The 20,372-nt window shown below is 69.7% G+C and carries 25 protein-coding genes and 1 pseudogene; 24 read left to right on the top strand and 2 right to left on the bottom strand.

All coding sequences use genetic code 11. The annotated features are described in order from the left end of the window. The first annotated feature begins 162 nt into the window (after positions 1-162). The 24 genes from V5E28_RS38020 (at position 163) to V5E28_RS37905 (ending at position 19,279) form a co-directional block, all read left to right on the top strand. On the top strand, positions 163-1,110 hold the full coding sequence (locus V5E28_RS38020; RefSeq protein ID WP_336214345.1) for a hypothetical protein: 948 nt from the start codon (positions 163-165) through the stop codon (positions 1,108-1,110). Between the two features lie 83 nt (positions 1,111-1,193). Continuing rightward, positions 1,194-1,784: a hypothetical protein gene (locus tag V5E28_RS38015; protein WP_336214344.1), complete on the top strand. Its 591-nt coding sequence runs from the start codon at positions 1,194-1,196 to the stop codon at positions 1,782-1,784. 2 nt (positions 1,785-1,786) lie between these two features. Then, entirely contained in the window at positions 1,787-2,017 is a 231-nt protein-coding gene (locus V5E28_RS38010) for a hypothetical protein (RefSeq protein WP_336214342.1), read from the top strand. Positions 2,018-2,649: 632 nt separating this feature from the next. Continuing rightward, entirely contained in the window at positions 2,650-3,192 is a 543-nt protein-coding gene (locus V5E28_RS38005; protein ID WP_336214340.1) for a hypothetical protein, read from the top strand. Between the two features lie 173 nt (positions 3,193-3,365). Beyond that, entirely contained in the window at positions 3,366-4,649 is a 1,284-nt protein-coding gene (locus tag V5E28_RS38000; RefSeq protein WP_336214336.1) for a hypothetical protein, read from the top strand. Positions 4,650-5,091: 442 nt separating this feature from the next. Continuing rightward, positions 5,092-6,552, top strand: coding sequence for a pentapeptide repeat-containing protein (locus V5E28_RS37995; protein WP_336214334.1), 1,461 nt, complete (start codon positions 5,092-5,094; stop codon positions 6,550-6,552). A gap of 76 nt (positions 6,553-6,628) precedes the next feature. Beyond that, positions 6,629-7,867 (top strand): pentapeptide repeat-containing protein, encoded by a 1,239-nt coding sequence (locus V5E28_RS37990; RefSeq protein WP_336214332.1) that lies wholly within the window; start codon positions 6,629-6,631, stop codon positions 7,865-7,867. An 82-nt stretch (positions 7,868-7,949) separates the two neighbouring features. After that, positions 7,950-8,198, top strand: a complete 249-nt coding sequence (locus V5E28_RS37985) for a hypothetical protein (protein ID WP_336214330.1) — start codon at positions 7,950-7,952, stop codon at positions 8,196-8,198. Between the two features lie 166 nt (positions 8,199-8,364). Beyond that, positions 8,365-8,769 (top strand): hypothetical protein, encoded by a 405-nt coding sequence (locus tag V5E28_RS37980; protein ID WP_336214328.1) that lies wholly within the window; start codon positions 8,365-8,367, stop codon positions 8,767-8,769. A gap of 75 nt (positions 8,770-8,844) precedes the next feature. After that, the gene (locus V5E28_RS37975) at positions 8,845-9,111 is read left to right on the top strand and encodes a hypothetical protein (protein ID WP_336214326.1); all 267 of its coding nucleotides are present in this window, start codon (positions 8,845-8,847) and stop codon (positions 9,109-9,111) included. Positions 9,112-9,122: 11 nt separating this feature from the next. Continuing rightward, positions 9,123-9,581 carry a hypothetical protein gene (locus V5E28_RS37970; RefSeq protein ID WP_336214325.1) on the top strand — a complete coding sequence of 153 codons (459 nt, stop codon included), beginning with the start codon at positions 9,123-9,125 and terminating at the stop codon, positions 9,579-9,581. Next, the gene (locus V5E28_RS37965) at positions 9,581-10,285 is read left to right on the top strand and encodes a hypothetical protein (protein WP_336214324.1); all 705 of its coding nucleotides are present in this window, start codon (positions 9,581-9,583) and stop codon (positions 10,283-10,285) included. Before V5E28_RS37970 ends, V5E28_RS37965 begins: the two co-directional genes overlap by 1 nt. Beyond that, entirely contained in the window at positions 10,282-10,512 is a 231-nt protein-coding gene (locus V5E28_RS37960) for a hypothetical protein (protein ID WP_336214323.1), read from the top strand. The genes V5E28_RS37965 and V5E28_RS37960 overlap by 4 nt, the downstream gene beginning before the upstream one ends. Then, positions 10,509-10,850: a hypothetical protein gene (locus V5E28_RS37955; RefSeq protein WP_336214321.1), complete on the top strand. Its 342-nt coding sequence runs from the start codon at positions 10,509-10,511 to the stop codon at positions 10,848-10,850. Before V5E28_RS37960 ends, V5E28_RS37955 begins: the two co-directional genes overlap by 4 nt. A 70-nt stretch (positions 10,851-10,920) precedes the next feature. Then, complete coding sequence (locus V5E28_RS37950; protein ID WP_336214319.1) at positions 10,921-12,078, top strand: AAA family ATPase; 1,158 nt, start codon at positions 10,921-10,923, stop codon at positions 12,076-12,078. Continuing rightward, the gene (locus V5E28_RS37945; RefSeq protein ID WP_336214317.1) at positions 12,078-13,826 is read left to right on the top strand and encodes a vWA domain-containing protein; all 1,749 of its coding nucleotides are present in this window, start codon (positions 12,078-12,080) and stop codon (positions 13,824-13,826) included. Before V5E28_RS37950 ends, V5E28_RS37945 begins: the two co-directional genes overlap by 1 nt. A 2-nt stretch (positions 13,827-13,828) precedes the next feature. After that, positions 13,829-14,602 (top strand): hypothetical protein, encoded by a 774-nt coding sequence (locus V5E28_RS37940; RefSeq protein WP_336214316.1) that lies wholly within the window; start codon positions 13,829-13,831, stop codon positions 14,600-14,602. Positions 14,603-14,660: 58 nt separating this feature from the next. Next, positions 14,661-15,116 carry a hypothetical protein gene (locus V5E28_RS37935; RefSeq protein ID WP_336214315.1) on the top strand — a complete coding sequence of 152 codons (456 nt, stop codon included), beginning with the start codon at positions 14,661-14,663 and terminating at the stop codon, positions 15,114-15,116. Positions 15,117-15,187: 71 nt separating this feature from the next. After that, a complete protein-coding gene (locus tag V5E28_RS37930) occupies positions 15,188-15,808 on the top strand; it encodes a vWA domain-containing protein (RefSeq protein ID WP_336214314.1) in 621 nt (206 codons plus the stop codon). A gap of 52 nt (positions 15,809-15,860) precedes the next feature. Continuing rightward, positions 15,861-16,727, top strand: a complete 867-nt coding sequence (locus V5E28_RS37925) for an RNA ligase family protein (RefSeq protein ID WP_336214312.1) — start codon at positions 15,861-15,863, stop codon at positions 16,725-16,727. A 91-nt stretch (positions 16,728-16,818) separates the two neighbouring features. Then, positions 16,819-17,064, top strand: coding sequence for a hypothetical protein (locus V5E28_RS37920; RefSeq protein ID WP_336214310.1), 246 nt, complete (start codon positions 16,819-16,821; stop codon positions 17,062-17,064). Then, on the top strand, positions 17,061-17,495 hold the full coding sequence (locus V5E28_RS37915; RefSeq protein WP_336214309.1) for a PIN domain-containing protein: 435 nt from the start codon (positions 17,061-17,063) through the stop codon (positions 17,493-17,495). Before V5E28_RS37920 ends, V5E28_RS37915 begins: the two co-directional genes overlap by 4 nt. Before the next feature lie 27 nt (positions 17,496-17,522). Continuing rightward, complete coding sequence (locus tag V5E28_RS37910) at positions 17,523-17,942, top strand: hypothetical protein (RefSeq protein ID WP_336214308.1); 420 nt, start codon at positions 17,523-17,525, stop codon at positions 17,940-17,942. 272 nt (positions 17,943-18,214) lie between these two features. Beyond that, the gene (locus V5E28_RS37905; protein ID WP_336214307.1) at positions 18,215-19,279 is read left to right on the top strand and encodes a hypothetical protein; all 1,065 of its coding nucleotides are present in this window, start codon (positions 18,215-18,217) and stop codon (positions 19,277-19,279) included. 60 nt (positions 19,280-19,339) lie between these two features. Here the strand turns inward: V5E28_RS37905 and V5E28_RS37900 are convergent, their stop codons facing one another. Further along, positions 19,340-20,122 (bottom strand): hypothetical protein, encoded by a 783-nt coding sequence (locus tag V5E28_RS37900; protein ID WP_336214306.1) that lies wholly within the window; start codon positions 20,120-20,122, stop codon positions 19,340-19,342. Positions 20,123-20,190: 68 nt separating this feature from the next. After that, a pseudogene (locus tag V5E28_RS37895) lies at positions 20,191-20,372 on the bottom strand (ParA family protein); the annotation flags it as partial.

The raw sequence follows: 20,372 nt of genomic DNA, 5'->3' as shown, positions 1-20,372 counted from the left end.
CGGTAGGAGCGCGTCCCGCCCCCCGCCTGGGGGGCCCGCTCCTACCGCCGCGGTAGGAAACGCTACCGCCACGGTCGCTGGCGGTAGATCGGCGGTAGATGGCCGCCTTCCTACCACGGTAGGAAACTCCCCCTCTTTGACTACTGAAAGTGACGGTTTGCTGTGAACAGCGTTCGGGCCTGGGGCTGGTTCATCCTGCTCATCTCGGGAGGCGCGAGCATCGCGTTGGCGGTCCATCATGCGCTGACCGTGGAGGGCATGGAGCCGTGGGTGGCATGGCTGTACGGCGGAGTGCCGGGCCTGCTGGCCGCGCTGCTGTCGCACCTGGTCGCCCTGCAGGCCAAGCAGCGTGGCGTGGGCTGGTTCGTGCGCACGGTGACGATCCTGGTGATGGTCGGCGCGATGGCGATCAACTGGGTGGGGGTGACAGAGGCCATCTCGGCGGCGGCCGGCAAGCTCGACTGGCTGTTCAGTCTGGTGCTCGATGTCACCGCGCTGCTCGCATTGAACGCCGTCCTGTCACCCCCGGCCGAGGGTGACAGGAAGGGTGACAAGAAGGGCGACAGCAAGCCCACCGAGACGGCCGCGCCGCGACAGCCGCGCCGCCCGGCGCGGACTCGGCGAGACCCTGTCACCCCTCCCCCGCCGCCCGTGTCACCCCCTCATGTCGTCCCCCCGGCTGTCACCCCTCCCGTGTCACCCCCCGCGACAAACCCCGACGCCGCTGTCACCCCCAACCCCAAGAGGGACGACACGGACGGCCAGGGCGAGCAGCCGCCGGTCAAGCTCAGCGAGGACGAGCGAGTCTCTCGCCTGCGCGAACTCCTGATCGACAACCCGGCCGCCACCAACCGGGAGCTCGCCGACGCGCTCGGCGTGGCTCCTCGGACCGTGCAGCGCGACATCGGCAAGCACGACGATCTCACCGAGCTGCGCACGTCGATCTCGGGCGACAGCGACGCCGGCGGCGAGGAGCCCGCGGCCGAGGTGTCCGGTGACCTGTCGCCAGGCACTGGCACGTCGCTGCGCCTCGTCACCCATGACGCCGCGCTCAATGTCGCCTCGGTCGAGGAGCGACACGACGAGCTGGATGTCGCGGCTCGGGGGTGACATCACGCGCCCTGTCACCCCCTCGTGTCACCCCTGTCGCCCCTCCGATGTCACCCCCCTGTCACCCCCTGAGAGGACACGCCATGATCACCGTGCAGGGCTACCGGTACGACGTCACCCGCTATCGACAGCTCGGCTGGCTGCTCGCTCTGCTCGGCGCGGCCGTCGCCTTTCGCGCGCTGCCGTGGGCCTCGTGCATGATCCCGGTCGCCGCCGTGGTGCTCGCACCGGCCGCCATCATCGCCGCCCGGGTCGGCCGAGGGCAGGAGCCGCCGTTCCTGGCGATGACGGCCGCGCTCGCCTGGTACGTCCTGGCGTGCCTGTGGCTGGGCCCGATCACCATCCTCTTGCTCCTCGCCGGCGGGCTCGCCTTCGCGTGGCCGACGCTGAGCGCACCGGGATGGCGGGAGCCGGTGCCGTTCCCGGCGCCGATCTCCTACCCGCTGGCCTTCGGCGCGGCCGTGCTCCTGCAGCCGCCACGCCCCGGCGTACGGCGCGACCGGTGGTGGTGGCGCTGCACCGGCTGCCTGGCCTCGGCCGTGGCCGCCACTGCCGAGGAGGACCTGCGCCCGGCCGCCAACGAGCACGCCGAGGGCTGCGGCGCGGCTCCGTACCCCGATCTCCCGCTGGGCCACTCCGCCCAGCGGGTCACCCCCACCCTCGAGAAGGAGTGACGATGCACATCGACGAGACCACGAACGAGATCCGCCAGACGGGCGAGGCGCTGAAGGAGGTGGCCGCGAACATCCGGACGACGACCGCCGACAACGACCCGGAAGAGTTGGCGGCCGGGCAGGCGCTGGCCGTCCTGCTGGAGCAGATCGCCGAGCATGGAGGGTTTGTGCCGGTCCGGGTACGGGCTGCCGCGCAGGAGGTCGCGAAGACGCTCCCGCTGATCATGGCGTGAAATAGGGCCGTTGCGCGCAAATCCGGGACCGTGCGCACCCTCCTCGCGATCCAATAGGCGAGGAGGGTTTCCAGAATCTCCTGCCTGGTCTCGGGTTCTCGCTGGTCACCTAGCTGATACACCCTGCGCTCCAGCTTCTTTGTGTGACGCACATCACATGACGCATGCTCGCAGTTGCGCACCATCAGTGATTGAATCTTGGACGCCGGGACGACGCGCCCGACACGCTAAACCCTCTGGAAACACGGGTGCCCACGATGATCAACGTGTATCGTTCCGGGCAGGCAAAAAAAGTGGTGGTGGCGACGTCGCCACCGGGATTAGGGCCCCGGTGTCGGCGACAGCACCACCACCTTGTCAGCCGGAGCGACGTTAGCGGCGTCGAACCGACCTGGCCCCGTTAGAAACCAGGCGAGGCATTCAGAAGCCTCAAGCCCGGTGTGTCAGACAACTGCAACCTTGGACGAAACAGTGCCTGATCCAACGTGGGTTGGCTGTAGCCTACCCGATTCGCGTCCGCGCGTCACACGAACGCGTACGTCATTTACCCGTGTCCCGAGCGGTTTTGACGTACCCGACCTCGCGCGAGGCCGGGACTTTGCCATGCCCGCGCGCGGGCTGGGCGCAGCCTCGTGACCGGAACCGACGACCGCCTCCTGAGAGTCCGGCGCTGGCAGCGCGACGCCTACGGAGTGGCCGCGCGCACCCTCGCGGACGCGGTCAAGTGCGCGCTCGGCGCGATCGAGCAGCACCAGGCGGACCAGGAACCCCACTGGGACGCGATCAGGGCGCGGCTGCGGGCCTACCTGGCTCATGCTGACCACGCGCACGCCTTCGCCGCGAAGATCGCCCACAATCACGGCGTGGAGCCTGAGACGCCCTCGGCCCGCCGCGAGCAGGCCGACAAAGTCATGGCCGCACTGCTGGAGGGCATCCACACCCTGATCGTCATCGACACGCTCATCACCGAGCGCCCCGGCGACGACCGCTTCACCGACCTGCGCCACGCCCTCGGCCCCTGGGCCGACAACGTGCAGCGCTCCGTTGCTGCCATCGAGCCCCTGCGCCCGCTCCTGGTCGAGCTGGTGTACGGCGGCGCTGGCCTCCTCGACTCGCCGGCCGCGACCAGCGGCCCGGCGTCCAGCCGCGAGACCACGGAGCCGCCCCTGACATGAGTAGAGCCCCGCCGTAGCGGGGCCCCCTCCTAACGACATATCGGCACTGACCTGCTGTTTCGCCCCCGGTTTCGCACGCCATGGCGACCAGCTCTGTTCAGTGCGCCCTATTTGCGCTTGGAGTCACGATAAGCACTCGCCAGGCGTTCTGTGAAGCATTGCCTGAAACCGGCGTGTCAGAACAGGACGCACCGCTGCCCCTGGTGCCCGTCATCCCGGAGGGGCACATCCTCGCGCCTTCGGCCGTGGTGTGGCTGGAGGCCGATGCCTACCTGGCCGGCAGCGGATGGCACCGCCGGGACTGGCGCCGCAGCCATGCCCGCGTGGGCGAGGCCCTCGCGCTGAACACCACGGCCGGGATGCAGACACGGCCGGGCATGACGTGGGAGACGCTCGCGGCCGACGCCAACGTCGGCCGGACCGCGCTGTGGAAGCAGCTGCGCTGGCGGCGCGAGCAGGGCCTGCTGGTCACGGTCACCACCGGGTCGACGCCGCGAACCCGGCGGGGTTGCCGGTGGGGCCGCGACGACGACGGCCTGGGCAACCTGGCGGCGGAGTACGCGCTGATCATCCCGGAGTGGGTGCTGGAGACGCTGTACGGGCCGGAGTGGGCCGAGGACTTGGGGGTGACCAGCGGTGCCGCCTACGGCTTCGACGAGCCCGCCAGCATCGGTCGTGAGATCGTCGCGGGCCCCTGGGACGACGTGCCGTGGCCGTGCCCGACCAGGCTCACCCGTGCTGCGTTTCCGCAGGTCGGCCCGCCTGTGGATGAAAAGCGGACTCCCAGGTTTTCAGATCTTGACCTTAGTGATGAGACTCCTACCGCGCACGAGCGCGAGCGCGGGCCCGCGCGAGAGTACACACACCCGTCGTATCCCCTGCACGCCATTCCGACGACCAGGAGGGATCGCATCACGGCCGGGGAAAGGATCAGGACCGAGCACATGACGCTGCGCGGCCTGTCGGCGCGCGACCTGGCCCGCATCGGGCGGCCAGTCTTCGAGGCGGGCGGCACGCTGGCCGACCTGGTGCACGTGCTCAACGTCCACCCGCTACTGGGCCAGTGGACAAGCACCGCGGCAGTGCTCGGCGAGCGGTCACGGTCGATGTGGGAGCTGGTGCGACTGCGCCGCCTGCTCGAGGCGCGGGTCGCCGCGTGGCTCGGCCAGGACGGGTTGCTGGTCGCGCCGCTGCCGTCGCAGGTGCGGTCGCGGGCGCGGGAGGCATTGGCGGAGGATGGCGGCTGGCGGGAGCGGCTGGCGGAGGTGGTGGCAGCCCCGGATCCGGTGCGAGCCGAGCGGGAGCATGTGCCCTCGGCGCCGCCGGCGGAGGCGCGGGCCTGGCTGCGTGAGCGGCTGGCGGAGGCGCGGACGCGATGGGCGGCGTCGGAGGAGCGCGGGCTGCCCGGGGCGCTGCTGCTGGCGCGGCGTCGAGCGGAGCGTGAGCGTCGTGACTGAGCGGATGAATCATGCGCGCCGGATGAACCAAGTGAATCTACAAAGTACAGGGGCGCGGATCGCACAGCCTTTCCTGGGGAGCCCCTGGGCGGGCTGCTCCCCCTCCCCCTATACCGGACACTCGTGCCGTTCCTCGGACATCGATGCAAGAAACGCCCGCCGTCACGGTGCTGCAGTCTAGGCAGGTGGGAATGCGATGTGCGATGGGCTCGCCTGTACTTTGTAGATTCACAGGTTTCGTGGGGAGCACACGATTCGGGTATCGGTAGAAGCGCTGTCCTTTCTGGGGTTCACGCCTAGATCACGGCTCATATATTCGCCTCGCCGAGAGCGACACAGCACGGGGTACCGGTAACGCGGCTGTCGCCAGCCGCCATTTCATGGCTGATCACGGTTTGAGTGTTCGCCTCGGCAAGCGTGGTCCGGCGGGGTGGAATGGGTTATGGGCCTTCTCTCACGCTCACCAAAGCCGTCAACCCGCCCGCCAGAGCTGCGGCTGCCGCGCTCGATGTGGTGGTGGGCTCTTCCCGCCGCGCTGCTGGTCGGCGCGGCGGTCTGGGGCGTCAGTGCCTGGCTGCTACAGGACGTGGGCGGACTGGACATCGACAAGCAGGTGTCCGCCCGGATCGAGGCCGTCCGGACCGCGCTGGCGGCCGGTGCCGGCGTCGGCGCCGCGGTGACGCTGCTGCTGGCCGTGCGCCGCCAGCAGCACCAGGAGCTGGCAGCCGCGCACACCACACACGACGCCGCCGAGCGCCGGGTGACCGAGTTGTACACCAAGGCCGTCGAGCAGCTCGGCAATGACCAGGCCCCGGTTCGCCTCGGCGGACTGTACGCGCTGGAGCGCCTGGCTCAGGACACCCCGGCGCTGCGGCAGACGATCGTGGACGTGATCTGCGCGTACCTGAGGATGCCCTACACGCCGCCGCGCGAGGACCGCAGCGAGAAGATCCGCGCCGCGCAGCGAGCCGCCCGCGGCCCGGCCCGCTCGGACACCAGCGGCGGGCGCGATCCCCAGGAGGAGCGCCAGGTCCGCCTGACGGCTCAGCGCATCCTCACCGCCCATCTCCGCTACGACAACTCCAAGCCTCCAGGCCGCTGGTGGCCGTCCCGTCGCCTCGACCCCAACTCGCGCCACTGGCAGGACACCCGTCTCTACCTCGTCGGTGCCGTCCTCATCGACTTCGACCTCCGCACCTGCCACGTGGGCAATGCCGACTTCAGCCGCGCGACCTTCACTGGCACCACCGCGTTCGCGGGGGCGACCTTCTCCGGCTACGCCCGGTTCGTCGGGGCGATCTTCTCCGGCGACGCCTGGTTCAGCCGCGCGACCTTCTCCGGCACCACCGCGTTCGACGGGGCGACCTTCTCCGGCACCACCGCGTTCGACGGGGCGACCTTCTCCGGCGACGCGGCGTTCGGCGGGGCGACGTTCACCGCCTACGCGGCGTTCGGCGGGGCGACCTTCTCCGGCGACGCGGCGTTCGGCGGGGCGACCTTCTCCGGCGACGCGGCGTTCGGCGGGGCGACCTTCTCCGGCGACGCGGCGTTCGGCGAGGCGACCTTCTCCGGCTACGCGGCGTTCGTCGGGGCGATCTTCACCGGCACCGCCCTGTTCGTCGGGGCGACCTTCCACGACAACGCCTCGTTCAGCGGGGCGACCTTCACCGGCGACGCCTGGTTCGGCGGGGCGACCTTCACCAGCGATGCCTTGTTCGACGGGGCGACGGGGTTGGAGGATGCGGACGTGGGCGGTGCGCGGGTGGCGCCGGCGACCGCAGGCGTGCGGCGGGAGTGGCCGAGCGCCTGGCAGGTGGAGACGGGTGCAGACGGGTGGCAGACGCTGCGCTCGCTGAGGGGACATAAGGCCCTTACCGCGCACCTTGACCTGGGAAAACACTAGTTTGATCGTTTTCGCGGACCGCAGGTTGTCCCGCTGGCTCTAGCTCCGGACCCCGTTTCGGGTCACGGTGGAGGACGTGAAGCCGGTCTCGATAGTGGTCGCTGCGGTCGGTGTGGCGTTGGTGGCGGGGATCGTCTGGGTGCTGGGTCCGGGGGCGCGCTGGGTCCTGGAGCACGTGGACGGGGTGGCGATCGGGGGGCCGTCAGGTCTGGTCGGTAAGGACCTGGCGGCGGCCCTGGATGCGGTCCGCGGCCGGGTGCTGGCCGTGGCCACCGGGCTGGCTGCGCTGGTCGCGGTCTACTACACCGCGCGCAACGCCGATACCGCCCGGCGCACGTTTCAGCTCGGCGAGCGCGGCCATGTGACCGACCGCTATGGCAAGGCCGTTGAGCAGCTCGGCAGCGCCCAGGCCCCGGTCCGGCTGGGCGGCCTGTACGCGCTGGAACAGCTTGCCCAAGGCAACCCTGATCCGGAGCTGCGGCAGACGATCGTGGACGTGATCTGCGCGTACCTGAGGATGCCGTACACCCTGCCCCCGGACGAGACCGGCCCGGCCGAGCCCGCCGTACCGCGCGCCACCATCGCCGGCGCCGCCGCACCCACCGGCCGCGACCCGCGCGAGGAGCGGCAGGTTCGCCTCACCGCCCAGCGCATCCTGACCGACCACCTGCGCTACTGGAACCCGCTGGCCCGCCGCTGGTGGCGACCGCGCAGCACCGATTTCAACGCCCGCCACTGGGCCGACATCCGCCTCGATCTCACCGGCGCCACTCTGATCGACTTCAACCTGCGCAACTGCCGCGTCAACGACGCCAAGTTCGACAGGGCGACCTTCACCGGCCACTACACCAACTTCGAGCAGGCGACCTTCACCAACTCCGTCGGGTTCTTCTTAACCACCTTCACCAGCGCCACTAACTTCTCCAGGGCGACCTTCGCCGACTACACCGAGTTCAGCGGGACGAAGTTCACCGGCGACGCCAAGTTCGAGGGGGCGACCTTCCCCGACATCACTCACTTCATGATGACGACCTTCACCGGCGCCGCGGCGTTCGGCGGGGCGACGTTCACCGGCCCCGTGGCGTTCGGCGGGGCGACGTTCACCGGCCCCGTGGCGTTCGGCGGGGCGACGGGGCTGGAGCGGGCGGGGCTAGACCGCGCGCGGGTGGCGCCGGCGGCCGCGGGCGTGCGGCAGGTGTGGCCGCCGTGCTGGCGGGTGGAGGCGGGCGCGAACGGGTGGCGGATGCTGCGCCTGGCCGCCGATCCGGGGGGCGAGGATGGCGGTGACGTTGAGTCGGCGGAGCCGGGCGGTTGACATAGCGCCAGCTATCGAGCCCGCCCTCCGATTTCATGGCTTCCGCCTTGACATGAGCAGGAGCCGGGCGTGCGCTGGCGGTATGGCTCCGTCCGGCTTCACCAGCTCGCAGGTGTACGACATGGTGACCCACCTGCGGGCCTGTTCGGTGTGCGGGCTGGATGAGGAGCTGCTGGCGGAGCTGGAGGACGAGAGCTTGCCAGCCGAGGAGCTGGCCGACGCGATCGCCACGGCGCACGACCCGCGGTGGCTGGCACTCCTGGAGACGGCGAGGCGGGCTGACGATAGCCGGGGTGGTCGGCGAGAAGCTCGCGAACGGGGCAGTCTTTAAGGCGCTGACCTGCAAAAACATCTTAAATGATCTTGATAAAAGGGTTGTTGTTGATCTTGATGTCGAGTCATGATCGGGTTTGATATTTGATAGGCGTTTCCAAGATCAACCCGGCTTCGGGGGGCAGAAACGCCGCCATCCCCTCACGAACGGAGACCCCTCCAGCATGCCCGCCACCGACACCAGACCAGCCCTCGACCAGCTCGACTTCACCACCAAGGCCCTCGCCGACGCCGCATGGCAGGCCACCCGCGACACGGCCGAGGTCGCCGACGCCGCCGCCTGGGCGGCCACCGTTAATGTCCGCCACCACCTCGACACCAACGGCTTTTACGCGGTGCGCGAGGCCATCGCCGAGGCCACCCTCGGCAACGTCGAGGACCTGCAGCAGGTAGACCGCGTGAGCGTCTGCGCGATTCTCGCCGGGCAGGCCGCGACCACCGTCGCCAGCGCCCACGCCCGCCTCGACCACAGCACCGAGGTGTGCGCCGATTGCGGCTTCCACGCCACCGAGCGCATCATCCGCGACGGTGAGCAGTGGGTGTGGGTCTGCGCCCAGCACCTGCACTAAAAGTAAGTGTCTTCACTCATCGCCTGCGCCGCTGACAGCGGCGCAGGCTCGACTCGTCGAGGGAGAACGACGCTCATGACCGCCACCATGCCCATCACGCCGAACGTCGAGATCGGCCCCTGGAAAGCCACCCCCGACGCTCGTCGCCCCGAGGTCCGGGCCACCGCGACCATCACGGTCGAGCTGGTCTCCCCCGCCGGGCAGCCCGTATCGGACAGCGCCGTGCGCACGGCGCTCCTGAAGCACCTGGACGGCGACGTGTTCGAGGCGTGGGCCGACCCCGCCGACGACCCCAACGCCACGCTCCAGATCGAGATCATCGCCTGCCGCAACAACCGCTGAGAGGGGATCACATGACCATATCCACGCCCGAGAAGCCCGCCCAGCACCTGTTCGATCTGATCGACAAGGTCGAGACCGCCACCACCGGGACGGCGCAGGCCGCTGCCATGCAGGCCCTGCGCGCGGCGGTCGACCGCGTCGCCGAGTCCTTCGGCACGCCCGCCACCCCGGCCGTGCCGAACCCGACGCCGGGCGTTCCCGCCCGGTTCGACCTGGAGGGTTCCAACTCCTACCAGGCCGCCATCGCCTACCTGACCTGGTGCATCGGCAACGAGACGCCGCTGCTGATGGGGCTCGTCGAGTACGGCCGCTCGTTCATTACCTGGCGCGGTGTGCCGACCGGGGTGCAGGTGTGGCGCAACCCGTCCGACCGGCACTGGCAGCTCACCGTCTTCCGCGCCGGGGACAGCCCGGCCGCCATATGGCGGCACGTCATCGAGATCGTTCCCCAGATCGGGGCGGAGGACTGATGACCGTCACCACCGTCAACGCGGACGCCGCCTGGTGGCGCGGCTACGACAACGCCTGCTACCGCGCGGCGCTCGACCAGGGCCTCGCGCCGATCGCGCTGCGGCTGGCCGCCGCGAAGATCGCCTTCACGGTCGACCAGACCGGCGGCTTCTGCATGACCATCGGCGTCTACCTCACCGAGGACGGCAGGCACTACATCTGGGTCACGAACGTGCACGAGGGCACCGAGCCAGGCGCCGCCGTCGACGACCTTCACTGGGTCGTCTATCGCTACTACGACCCCAGCACTGACGACGACTACAGGTACACCGAACTCGCCGCCTCCGGCACCTGCCGGGAGGCCGCCACCCTCATCGCCGCAGAGCTGGCGAAGGAGGGCGCGGCCGTCAGCCCGGACGTCGAGGGCAGCGAGGTGCTGTACCGCGACGCCTACGCACAGGGCCTGTCCCCGATGGCGCTGCACCTGGCCGTCGACCGCATCCCCTTCACCGTCGAACGGCCGGACGGCGAGGCCACAGTCCTACAGATCCCCCTCACGCCCACGACCCACCTGTGGGTGACCGCAGCGGAGAACGCCCACGACCCCGAGGACCTGCGGTGGCGGATCAATCTGCTGGGCCCCATCACCACCGACGAGGCCGTCGCCATCATCACCGCCGCACGGACCAAGGCGGAGGCCGAGCAGCCGACGAGCACGCCGTGATCGACCCGCTGGTGTACGGCGACCCGGCCGCCTACGTCCCCGACGACGAGCTGCCGGCCGACGACGAGCTGTCCATCCCGTGTCGGCCTGGCTGCGGCGCCGCCCAGGGCGAGCCCTGCAGGCAGCCCTGCCCAACCCTCGCCCGTGAGGCGGCCGACCCCCAAGCTTCTGCTCCCGTCAAGGAGCAGGGGAACCACCCAACAACCCCTGAAAGGGAAACACCATGACGATCCTCGCCAACCACCACCTCGCCGACGACGTCCGCGCCCTGGCCGACCAGCTCGGCGAGGCCCGCTACTACGTGTCCGTCAGCAAGGTCCGCACCGGTCTCGTCCACGCGAAGCTTCGGGCGGTGCAGGGCACCACCACGGCGGCCGAGGTGTACATCGACACTGACGACGGCCAGCTCCTGGGCACCGTCCTGCCCAAGGACAAGACGGAGGCGTGGGGCGCGTCTGACGCCCTGACCCTGCTCGGCACCCTCGTGCCGGACACGGCCGCCCCGAACAAGGCCAAGGCCGCGCCGAAGGGCAAGGCTCGCCGCGCGACCAGCCGCACTGCCTGATCCCCACCCCTTTGCCGTTTGGGTAAGTGCCTACACTTACCCAGGCGGCACCCCCCCGAAAGGACACCGCATGACGACCACGTCAGGCAGACTCCGCAGCGGCGAGCTGCGCAGTCAGGTGGCGCGAGTGCTCGCCGACAAGGAACCCACCGACCTCACCCCAAGTGCCATCGCGAAGGAACTGGGCCGATCCTCTGGCGCTGTCGCGAATGCCCTGCAGGTGCTGGCCGGCCGAGGCGAGGCCGAGAAAAGCTCGACCTCCCCCATCCGCTACCGGGCGACCGCAACCACTACCGCCGCCGCTTCCAGCGCCCCGCCGCCGCCAGTAGCTGCACCACCCCGCCCTCCTCGGCCCAGGCCGACTCCATCTCCCGACCCCTCACCTGCGGCCCCGCCTGTGGGTGCGGTGTCCGGTCCGGTGCTCCGCCCCAACGGGCAGGAGTATCACCCGCGCTCGTTGTCAGGGATGTCGGATGTGACCGCCCTGCGCAAGCTGCGCGAGGCTGGTGTCGCAGCTCTGTTTCACGGCCCTCCAGGCACCGGCAAGACCAGCCTTGGCGAAGCCGCCTTCGGCAGCGATCTGATCACCGTCCAAGGCGACGGCGACACCACCGTGGCCGACCTGGTGGGCGAATACACCCTGAGTGCTGACGGCAACCCGGTGTTCATCCACGGCCCGCTGCCCATCGCGATGCGCGAGGGCAAGGTGCTGTTCCTCGACGACGCCACCCTCATCCCTCCGACCGTGCTGGCGGCGGTCTATCCGGCCATGGACGGTCGACGCCAGATCACCATCAAGGCCAACGCTGGCGAGATCGTCCATGCAGCTCCAGGCTTCTATGTCCTCGCCGGACACAACCCCGGCGTGCACGGTGCCGTCCTGTCCGACGCGCTCGCCTCGAGGTTCTCCATCCAGATCAAGGTGACTAGCGACTATGACCTGGCCGTCCAGCTCAAGGTCGACGGCCGTGCCGTGCGAGTCGCCAAAAATCTCGCCACCCGCGTGGAGAAAGGCGAGGTCGGATGGGCACCCCAACTGCGCGAGCTGCTCGCCTTCCAGAAGATCGCTGATGTGCTCGGGCTGGACGCCGCCGCCGCCAACCTGGTCGGCACTGCCCCCGAGGATGAGCGCGCCACCGTCGAGACCGCTGTGCGCAACGTCTTCGGCAAGCCGGTCACACCCCTCGCCCTCGGCTCTCGCGTCTCACCGTCCAGAAGGGCCACGTGATGAGCGCGCATCTGATCGCCGATCCCGCGAAGTCGGCCACCGCGGTGTTTCCCATGGCTCCCGGATGGCTTGCGCTCTCGGCCGCGATGACCGGCGAGGTGCCGGTCATCGCGGACCGGGACGACCTGATGGTCGCCATCGCTCCTGGAGCCGGGCACGGGGCCCCTGCGTGCTTCTTGCCCGCACGCGCCACCATCGAGGTCGACGGCACTCACCTGGGCGGTGTTGATCCCGCTACGGCAGCCCCTCACAAGATCAGCGACCGGGCACGGTACGCCACTGTCTGGGGGCTACTCGTCCACGAATGCGCGCACGCTCACCACACCATGTGGGACCCTCCGCCTGGTGCGCCGCCCGGTGCGGTGCAGGCCGCGCTGCTGCTGGAAGAACCTCGGATCGAGGCAGCGCAGATCCGCCGCCGCTCTGACGACCGGCACTGGCTGCGCGCCTCGGCCACGGGCCTGATCCTGGACGAGACCCGCGCCGACGATCCCGAGCACGGCCCCAAGATGACCGCCCGCGACGCCGCGCAGATCGCCGCGCTGCTGCTGGGCCGTACTGACGGCGGACTCCTCACCCGAGCCGAAACCGCCCCCGTCGCCGCCGCTGTGACGGCTGTCCTCGGAGCCGACAAGCTGCGCGAGCTGCGCGCGGTGTGGCGTGAAGCGCTCGCCGTTGCTGATGACGACGCCGAAGCCATGATCAAGCTCGGCCACAGGTGGTGCGAGATCGTCGGCACCGACCCCGACGCTTCCGGCAGGGAGCCATCTGGATCGGCCGCGCCCTCGGATCCCTCGGCCGCTCCTCCGGAGCGGTCGCCGCTGGCCGAGTCGATCACCGCCGCGCTGGGCAAGGTTGCGGCAGGGGTCGCGTCGGAGAAGGTTCCTCTTGACCCGGCCGAGGCTGCGGAACTGGCCAAGGCGGCTGCTGAGAAGGCCGCCGAAGACGCCGCCAAGGCAGCCCGCAGGGTATTTGGGAGCCGCCATTCCCGAGAGGGGCGGACCGCGACCGCTGGTACGCGGCAGCCCACGGACGCCGAGCGCGTGGCCGCCCGTACCCTCGCGCGGGCGCTCAGCACCGCCGGGGTGCGCGAGCGAGTGGCGACCAAGACGGCTTCGGTGCTGCCACCTGGGCGGCTGCGGATGCGCGGGCTCCTGACCGCCAGGGCCCAGAAGGCGGCCGGGGCCCTGCCCACCGCCGAGCCGTTCACCCGCATCACCCGAACCGAGGTGCCGGCCCCGCCACTGCGGTTGGGCATTGCCTGCGACGTGTCCGGCTCGATGGCCAGCGTCGCCAGGCCCGTCGCCTCGGCGGCCTGGATCCTCGCGCACGCCGCCACGCACACGACCGTGCCTGCCGACACTGCCACCGTGATCTTCGGCCACCACGTCCGGCCGATCACCCGCCCCGGCACCGTCCCCCGGGAGGTCACCGAGTTCGAAGCACGGGACAACTGGGAGGCCATCGATCTCGCCATCGACGCCCTGGACGGCGCGCTGGGCCTGTCACGCCCCGGGGCTGCACGCCTGCTGGTGATCATCTCGGACGGACACTTCGCAGGCCCGCCCCGCCACGACGCGCAACAGGCCGTCGACCGGCTCCGCGCCTCCGGCTGCGCGGTGCTGTGGCTGACCACCAGCGAGTACGACTTGCCGCTGAACGGGGTGCAGGTGCACCAACTGGACGATCCCGCCGCCACCGCGCAGGCCATCGGACGCGCCGCCACGGCCGCGCTGCGGAAGAGGTGACCGTGGCCGACGACAAGCACGTGATCCAGATGTCCGGCGGCATCGGATCCTTCTGGGCGGCGAAGCGAGTCATCGCCCAGCACGGCACCGCCAACGTGCTGCTGCTGTTCGCCGACACTCGGGTCGAGGACCCGACTTTGTACGACTTCCTGACCGCCGCCCGCGTCCACCTCGACGTGGAGCTGGTCGTCGTGAAGGACGGTCGGACGCCCTTCGAGGTGTTCTTTGACGAACACTTCCTGGGCAACAGCAGGCTCGCGCCATGCAGCAAACGGCTCAAGCAGATCCCCTGCAGGAGCTGGTTGGAGGCCAACTGCGACCCGGCTACCACCACGGTGTACGTCGGGATCGATGCCGAGGAACAGCGGCGCCTGCCCGGCGTCGTGCACGGCTGGGACGGCTGGCAAGTCGAGTTCCCGATGTGCGACGAGCCGTACTGGACCAAGGACGACATGTTGGACGAGTGCCGGAAGCTGGGCATCACCGTGCCCCTCCTGTACGAGATCGGCTACCCGCATAACAACTGCTCGGGCCTCTGTGTCCGCGCCGGGCAGAGGCAGTGGCTCCTCACCCTCCAGGCGTTTCCCGACCGGTACGCCTACGCCGAGGCCGAGGAGCAGCGGTTCCGCGAAGAGTTCGGCAAGGACGTGTCGATCCTCCGCGAGACCGTGAAGGGCGAGAGACGGCCCCTGACGCTGGCCGAGCTGCGCCGTCGCTTCGAGGCCGGGACCGTGCGCGTGCCGGTGCCTGTGCCGGCCTTCATCCCGGCCGCCTGACCCATTCACCACGGCGGCGGCCGACCGGCCGCCGCCGTCCTCCTCGAAAGGACTGCTCATGGATCCGAAAGCGATCTTCGCCTTCGGCTACGACCTCGGCGCCCACGGCACGGAGAAGCTCAAGGAGGCCAGCAAGTTCGGTGACCTGCCCGGCGTCGCCTGGTACGACCCGGACAACGATGACGACGGCCCCATCGAACAGGCCGAGCTCCACCTCCTGGCCGCCGCGGGTGTGAAGGTCTCGGAGGGGCCGGACCACGAGACGCTGCTGAAAGAGCACCTTGGAGTGTGGTTCGAGCGGTACGGCTGGGACGGCGAGCCGGACTACCTGCTCACCGCATACGTCCTCAAGGTCGACTGGGACGACGACGCCAGGCCCCTCGACTTCGCCGAGCTGGCCAAGCAGGTGGTCCAGCACGACTTGGACACCAAGCTCGCGGACGCGCTCGCCAAGCTCGGCGTCACCCCCACCCAGGAGCGGCCCGTGTGGCTGCACTGCGCCTACGGCGACTAGCCACAGCCGCCGACCCCCCAACCACGGCGGCGGTCGACCGGCCGCCGCATCCCTCACAGAAAGCACACATCATGAGCGACAACACGCTGCGCCTGATCGAGGTCGTCCTCGACCGCTCCGGCTCCATGAACAAGATCAAGGCCGACACCGAAGGCGGCCTGCGCGCCTTCCTCGACCAGCAGCGCGCCAACCCTGGCCGCACCCTGGTGAGCCTGCACACGTTCGACGACCGCTACGAGACCGTTTACGCCGACACGCCCCTGGCCGACGTGCCGGACTTCACGCTCCAGCCGCGCGGTGCCACCGCGCTGCTTGACGCTGTCGGACGCACCATCGCCACCGCCCACGCCAAGCTCGCTGCGATGCCCGCCGTTTACCGGCCGAGCGAGGTGATCGTGGTCATCCTCACGGATGGGCATGAGAACGTCTCCCGCGAATACAGCGGCGCGGACATCAAGAGGCTCGTCACCGAGCAGGAGAAGGTCGGCTGGATCTTCCTCTACCTCAGCGCTCACCTCGACGCCTTCGACGTCGCCGGAGGCATGGGCATCCGCGCCGACACGGTCGTCGTCTACGACCATGACCGCAGCGAGGAGGCGCTCGGCGCTGCCGGCGCGATGGTCTCGCGCGGTACCCGCTCAGGCAAGTACGCCTTCAGCGACGAGGAGCGCACGGCCACCCGCCACAACTGACCCCCTCGGCGGCGGTCGACCGGCCGCCGCCGTCCCTCATGAAAGGCACGACGTGACCCCTGAAGATCTGCGCATTCCCGAGCTGCTGCGCAAGCTGAACTCGGCTACGAAGTATCCGAGCATCCCCACGTACCACGCCGAGGCCGGCCGGGGCCGCCTGTTCGACGAGGTGCGCACCCCGTTCCCGCCCGGCACCCCGGTTCGGCTGGAGGAGAAGGTCAACGGCTGGAACGCCCGCCTCATCCTCGGGCCTGGCTGGTACCTCATCGGCAGCCGGGAAGACGTCCTCCACGCGTCCGGCGACGTCGTCTTCAACCCGGAAGGCGGAGTCGTGGAGAAGCTGGGTGCTGTTGCCGACCTGATCAGCTATGACCGGGTCGTCGACGCCATCAGCCTCGATCGACCGGCCTGGCCGCCGGTCATCACCCTGCACATGGAGGTGTACGGCCGTGCCCACTCGGTGAAGGGCTGGGAGTCCTACGGCGACGGCAGCGAAGCCAGCTATCGGCTGTTCGACGTTGCTGTGCTCGACCCTGTCCACCTGGACTGGGACATCGAGCGGATCGCGTCATGGCGGGACCAAGGCGGTCAGAACTTCATGCCCTCCGACGTGGTCGACGAGGTCTCGCAGGCGACGCTGATCCCTCGGGTGCCGCACCTGACCACAATCGACTCCAGCAAGCTGCCGGTCACGGTGGAGTACATGACGGACATGCTGGTCTGGCACAGCACGACCCGGGTGGCTGTGAACGGCGCCCCAGGCGAGGCGGAGGGGGTCATCCTGCGGACCCCGAGCCGGTCCGTCATCGCCAAGACGCACCTGGCTCGCTACCGGCGGTCGTTGGAGGCCCGCGCCGAGGAGGAGCGGCTCCAGGACAAGGCGGTGGCGAAGGCCGCCCGAAGGGTCGCCGCCACCTGACGGTCGAGGCTGGGCGCGGCCTGCGGGAGCCGGTTCGCGCCCAGCACATCGCCCACTCTAAATGATCTTGGTTGGGCATTACCATGAGGCCATGAGCAGCCAGCCGCCCCAGGAACAGGCCGGAGTCGCAGTCGACCCGGAAGTCGTCACGTCCGTACGCCGCCGCCTCGGAGCCAACGTCGACGACGCCACGGTGGCCGCCTACGTCACCGAGGCCGTACGCGAACGTCTCGCCAGGGAACGCCACCGCATGGCCCTCCTGATGGCCAAGGCCGCTCACGCGGACGAGGCCCGCGTAGAGCGCATGATGGCTTCGGTGGAGCGCCAGGGCCAGTGACCTCCCGCACCCCCCGAACCCCCTACCTGTTCGACGTCTCCGTGCTGATCGAGATCGCCCGCGGTGACGCCGACCTGATCCGACTCGTCCAGCGCTGGGACTCCGAGGGGCAGCCCATGGTCATGCCGGTCCTGGCCCTGACCGCCGCGTCCCTCGACGCGAGCAGTGCCGAGGCCGACGACTTGCTCGGCGGCCTGGAGCTGTTCGACCGAGTCGAGATCGCGCCGATCGCCGGCGCGGACCAGGCCCTCGCCCTCGCCGGCGTGATGGCCAAGACCGGCCTCGACGTCCACGATGCGCAGGTCGCGGCGATCGCTGACGTGGGCGTCCTCCCGATTCTCACCTTCGATCCGGCCAAGTGGGAGACCGCCTCCCACCAGTTCGACGAGCCGCTGCATATCCGGCAGATCGACGACTCTCCCGACGAGTAGCGCAGCCGCCGAGAAGGGCAACCCAGCATGAGCGACCGGCCGGATGGTGACCGACCAAACCTGTTCGATACTCGCCGATTCGCGGGCCTGGCCGGAGGCGAGCAGGTTCTCAACGTCGGCTTCTCGAGCGACCTGCCTCTCTGCGACTTCTGCGCGGGAACGGGCGCTTCGATGTACTTCCCCGTCAGGGAGTTCGAGATCCTCCACCCGCAGATGCGCGCCAGCCACGGCGTCGTATCGGGCGACCGCTTTTACGCAGATCCTGAGTGCGGCGAGCTATTCGACGCAGGCCAGCTCGGCGCGCTGCGCAAACGGTATGTCGCCGTCAACGGCGAGCCGCCGAGCGACATGGCGATCGCTCTGTGGAGAGGAGCCAGGGAGCACCGGCAGGGAGATCCCGCCCACTTCCCTGCGGGTACCAACCCGGAGAAGGACCGCAAGGCCTGACGCGACAGGAGCCGCGGCCCCGCCGGACTTCGGCGGGGCCGCTGCTTTTTACCGCCGCCCGGTGTATCGTCGCACTGCTGACGCTCCAGCCCCCGCACGGCGGGGATCCCGAGTCGTCCCGCCCACGCAGGGACGGCATCTACCGGGGTAGCGACGAAGAAGACGAGCGGTGTGGTTCCCCCTCATTCTGGCGATCGACGCGGACGCGTGCGTGTATCTCGACCAGGCGGGGCCAGCGCGTGGGCAGAGCCGCCGCCGGACCGGACGAGAACATGACCAGGAACGATCGCGACGAGCAGAAGGCCGCCCGCCGCCGCCAGCAGCAGACGGGCGAGCCATACCAGGACGCCCTCTCTTACATCCGCAGCGCGTGGCAGCGCCTCGACCATGACCTCCGCTACGTCCTATCCGACGACGTCCAGGCGTACATGCGCGGCGAGGGCTGGCGCGGACTCCCCCTGGACCAGGTGGAGGACATGCGGGCGTGGCTGGCCAACCGCACGCCCACCTACGAGTGCGAGTGGTGCGGCGAGGACGGCGACGCCCGCACCGAGGACACCAGCATGCAGCTCGTCGTCGCCGCCTACGACCCGGACCTCAGCCCGGTCACTGGCCAGATCGCCTCCAAACGGCACCATGCCCGCTGCCAGCCGTCCAAGCTCGTCCAGGCCCAGCCGGTGGACATTCCCCGCGGGCCACGGGCCGTCGCGCTGCCCGCGAGCGCCCGGCCGGAGGTCGAAGCTGAGATCGCCATCAGCGTCCAGCCGGTCTGGGTGCCCGAGGTGCTGGACTTCGAGCCGAAGGACCCCGACGACCCCCACTCGGGCACCGAACCCGCCCTGCTGGTCACCGTCGCAGTGACCGACGACCGCGGACAAGGCGAGGGATCGTGGCTGACCGAGCTAGAACTGTCTGTGTGGCGGCCGGCCAGGTTCAACGACCTGATGGCGAACGCCCAAGCCGGGCCGGGTTGGTCAGTGCGCGTCGTCGAGGGCTACCCGTCGTCGCTCGCGCCGCAGTGGGTGGCAGTCCGGATGACCCCTCCGGAGGAGGGGCGCGAGCCGCATCATCTGTATGTGGGGGCGCTCGACGCCCCCGAGGCGTGGAGCCAGGCCCTGCGCGGTCGGGAGCGGCTCCTGCTACTGGCCGGGCCGCTTCAGATGGGCGGGGCGGCGCCGGAGATTCCGGAGAAGGTCGACCCGGACCAGCTCGCGGAGCTACTCGAGGAAGACGCGGTGCTCGCGGCGTACGTGCCGCTCGAGCTGGATGTTCAGGACCACACGCCCGCCCCCGAGCAACGGACGTTCTGGTCGACGGCGAATGGCCTCATGGGCTGACCCCCGCCTGACATGCCGAGGGCGCGTGCCGTGCAGCACGCGCCCTTCGTGTTGGCCGAGTTAGAGGTCGAGCTTCTCCGGCAGTTTCCCGTCCAGGACGGCCTGCTGCAGGAGCTTCCGGCCCTCCTCGCCTAGGTCGGTGCCGATCTCGTTGGCCGCCTTCATGAGGTAGTAAGCGGCCTCGAACCCCTTTGCCGGGGCGTCTTTCACGAGGTCCTTCCATGGCGCCAGGTCCTGGACCACCTGCAGTGCAGGCGCGATCCGCTGCCACGCCGGCGAAGGCGCAGGCGGCAGCGCGGGAGGCTCCGGCTCAGAGGCGGATTCTAGGTAGCCTTCGCGGACCGCGACGCGCTCCAGCGCTGCGGCGGATGGCCGGCCAGTCTGCTTGGCGGCGGTCTGCCACACCGTCTTGCACGCAGCCTCGGCGGCGGCCTCGTCGGGCAGCATGTCGGTCTTCCCGACCGCCTCGTAGATCCTCTCGAGCACACGCGTGTGCCCTTCCTTGATCTCGCACTTGGCGACCGGCGCCACCGCCAGCGCGGACCGGCGGGCCTTCATAAGCTGGTGGGCCCGCTGCGGGGTCATGTCGAGACGGTGCCGCAGATAGCCCTTCCATGAGTCGTAGATGACGCCCTTGGCCTTCCTCCACAGCTCGTTGGCATGGATGTAGGTGAGCGCCTCGCTGGTGCCGATCAGCCACTGGTTGGTGACGTGCGCGATCTGCCGCTCACAGTCCTCCAGCGACGGCTCTCTGCCCTCTCCCAGGACCCGCGCGATCGGCAGGGCGTCCGGGGAGGCTTCAACAAATTTGTTGATGCCGGGTGGGGAAGGTTGGGCGGGCACGTCGCTGATTAGCTCATCCAGAACACTGGAGCCTGATTGAGGTAGAGAGCTGCCGATAGTGAACCTGCTCATGCCGCCTCGCGCCTTCCGGTGAACATCTTGGCCAGGTATTGGAAGTCCAGTCGGACGGTGGCTTCCGGCGCGTACTCGTGGAGCGGCAGCCGAATCGACTCCAGGGGAGCTTCGCGAGCTTTGACGCTCTGCCGGATGCCCATAACGATCGCGTCGGGGTAGTCGGCGCACATGCCGT

Source organism: Nonomuraea sp. LPB2021202275-12-8 (assembly GCF_037044575.1).
Classification (GTDB): Bacteria; Actinomycetota; Actinomycetes; order Streptosporangiales; family Streptosporangiaceae; genus Nonomuraea.
The sequence above is the reverse complement of the archived record's forward strand: the minus strand, read 5'-3'. Positions and strand labels throughout refer to the sequence as shown.

What these genes read in the sequence shown, in the direction of transcription:
- V5E28_RS37965 (WP_336214324.1), top strand. Translation starts at nt 9,581, where the DNA reads ATGACCGTCACCACCGTCAACGCGGACGCCGCCTGGTGGCGCGGCTAC.
- V5E28_RS37935 (WP_336214315.1), top strand. Translation starts at nt 14,661, where the DNA reads ATGGATCCGAAAGCGATCTTCGCCTTCGGCTACGACCTCGGCGCCCAC.
- V5E28_RS37945 (WP_336214317.1), top strand. Translation starts at nt 12,078, where the DNA reads ATGAGCGCGCATCTGATCGCCGATCCCGCGAAGTCGGCCACCGCGGTG.
- V5E28_RS37955 (WP_336214321.1), top strand. Translation starts at nt 10,509, where the DNA reads ATGACGATCCTCGCCAACCACCACCTCGCCGACGACGTCCGCGCCCTG.
- V5E28_RS37970 (WP_336214325.1), top strand. Translation starts at nt 9,123, where the DNA reads ATGACCATATCCACGCCCGAGAAGCCCGCCCAGCACCTGTTCGATCTG.
- V5E28_RS37975 (WP_336214326.1), top strand. Translation starts at nt 8,845, where the DNA reads ATGACCGCCACCATGCCCATCACGCCGAACGTCGAGATCGGCCCCTGG.
- V5E28_RS37950 (WP_336214319.1), top strand. Translation starts at nt 10,921, where the DNA reads ATGACGACCACGTCAGGCAGACTCCGCAGCGGCGAGCTGCGCAGTCAG.
- V5E28_RS37985 (WP_336214330.1), top strand. Translation starts at nt 7,950, where the DNA reads ATGGCTCCGTCCGGCTTCACCAGCTCGCAGGTGTACGACATGGTGACC.
- V5E28_RS38010 (WP_336214342.1), top strand. Translation starts at nt 1,787, where the DNA reads ATGCACATCGACGAGACCACGAACGAGATCCGCCAGACGGGCGAGGCG.
- V5E28_RS37905 (WP_336214307.1), top strand. Translation starts at nt 18,215, where the DNA reads ATGACCAGGAACGATCGCGACGAGCAGAAGGCCGCCCGCCGCCGCCAG.
- V5E28_RS37910 (WP_336214308.1), top strand. Translation starts at nt 17,523, where the DNA reads ATGAGCGACCGGCCGGATGGTGACCGACCAAACCTGTTCGATACTCGC.
- V5E28_RS37980 (WP_336214328.1), top strand. Translation starts at nt 8,365, where the DNA reads ATGCCCGCCACCGACACCAGACCAGCCCTCGACCAGCTCGACTTCACC.
- V5E28_RS37995 (WP_336214334.1), top strand. Translation starts at nt 5,092, where the DNA reads ATGGGCCTTCTCTCACGCTCACCAAAGCCGTCAACCCGCCCGCCAGAG.
- V5E28_RS37920 (WP_336214310.1), top strand. Translation starts at nt 16,819, where the DNA reads ATGAGCAGCCAGCCGCCCCAGGAACAGGCCGGAGTCGCAGTCGACCCG.
- V5E28_RS37930 (WP_336214314.1), top strand. Translation starts at nt 15,188, where the DNA reads ATGAGCGACAACACGCTGCGCCTGATCGAGGTCGTCCTCGACCGCTCC.
- V5E28_RS38015 (WP_336214344.1), top strand. Translation starts at nt 1,194, where the DNA reads ATGATCACCGTGCAGGGCTACCGGTACGACGTCACCCGCTATCGACAG.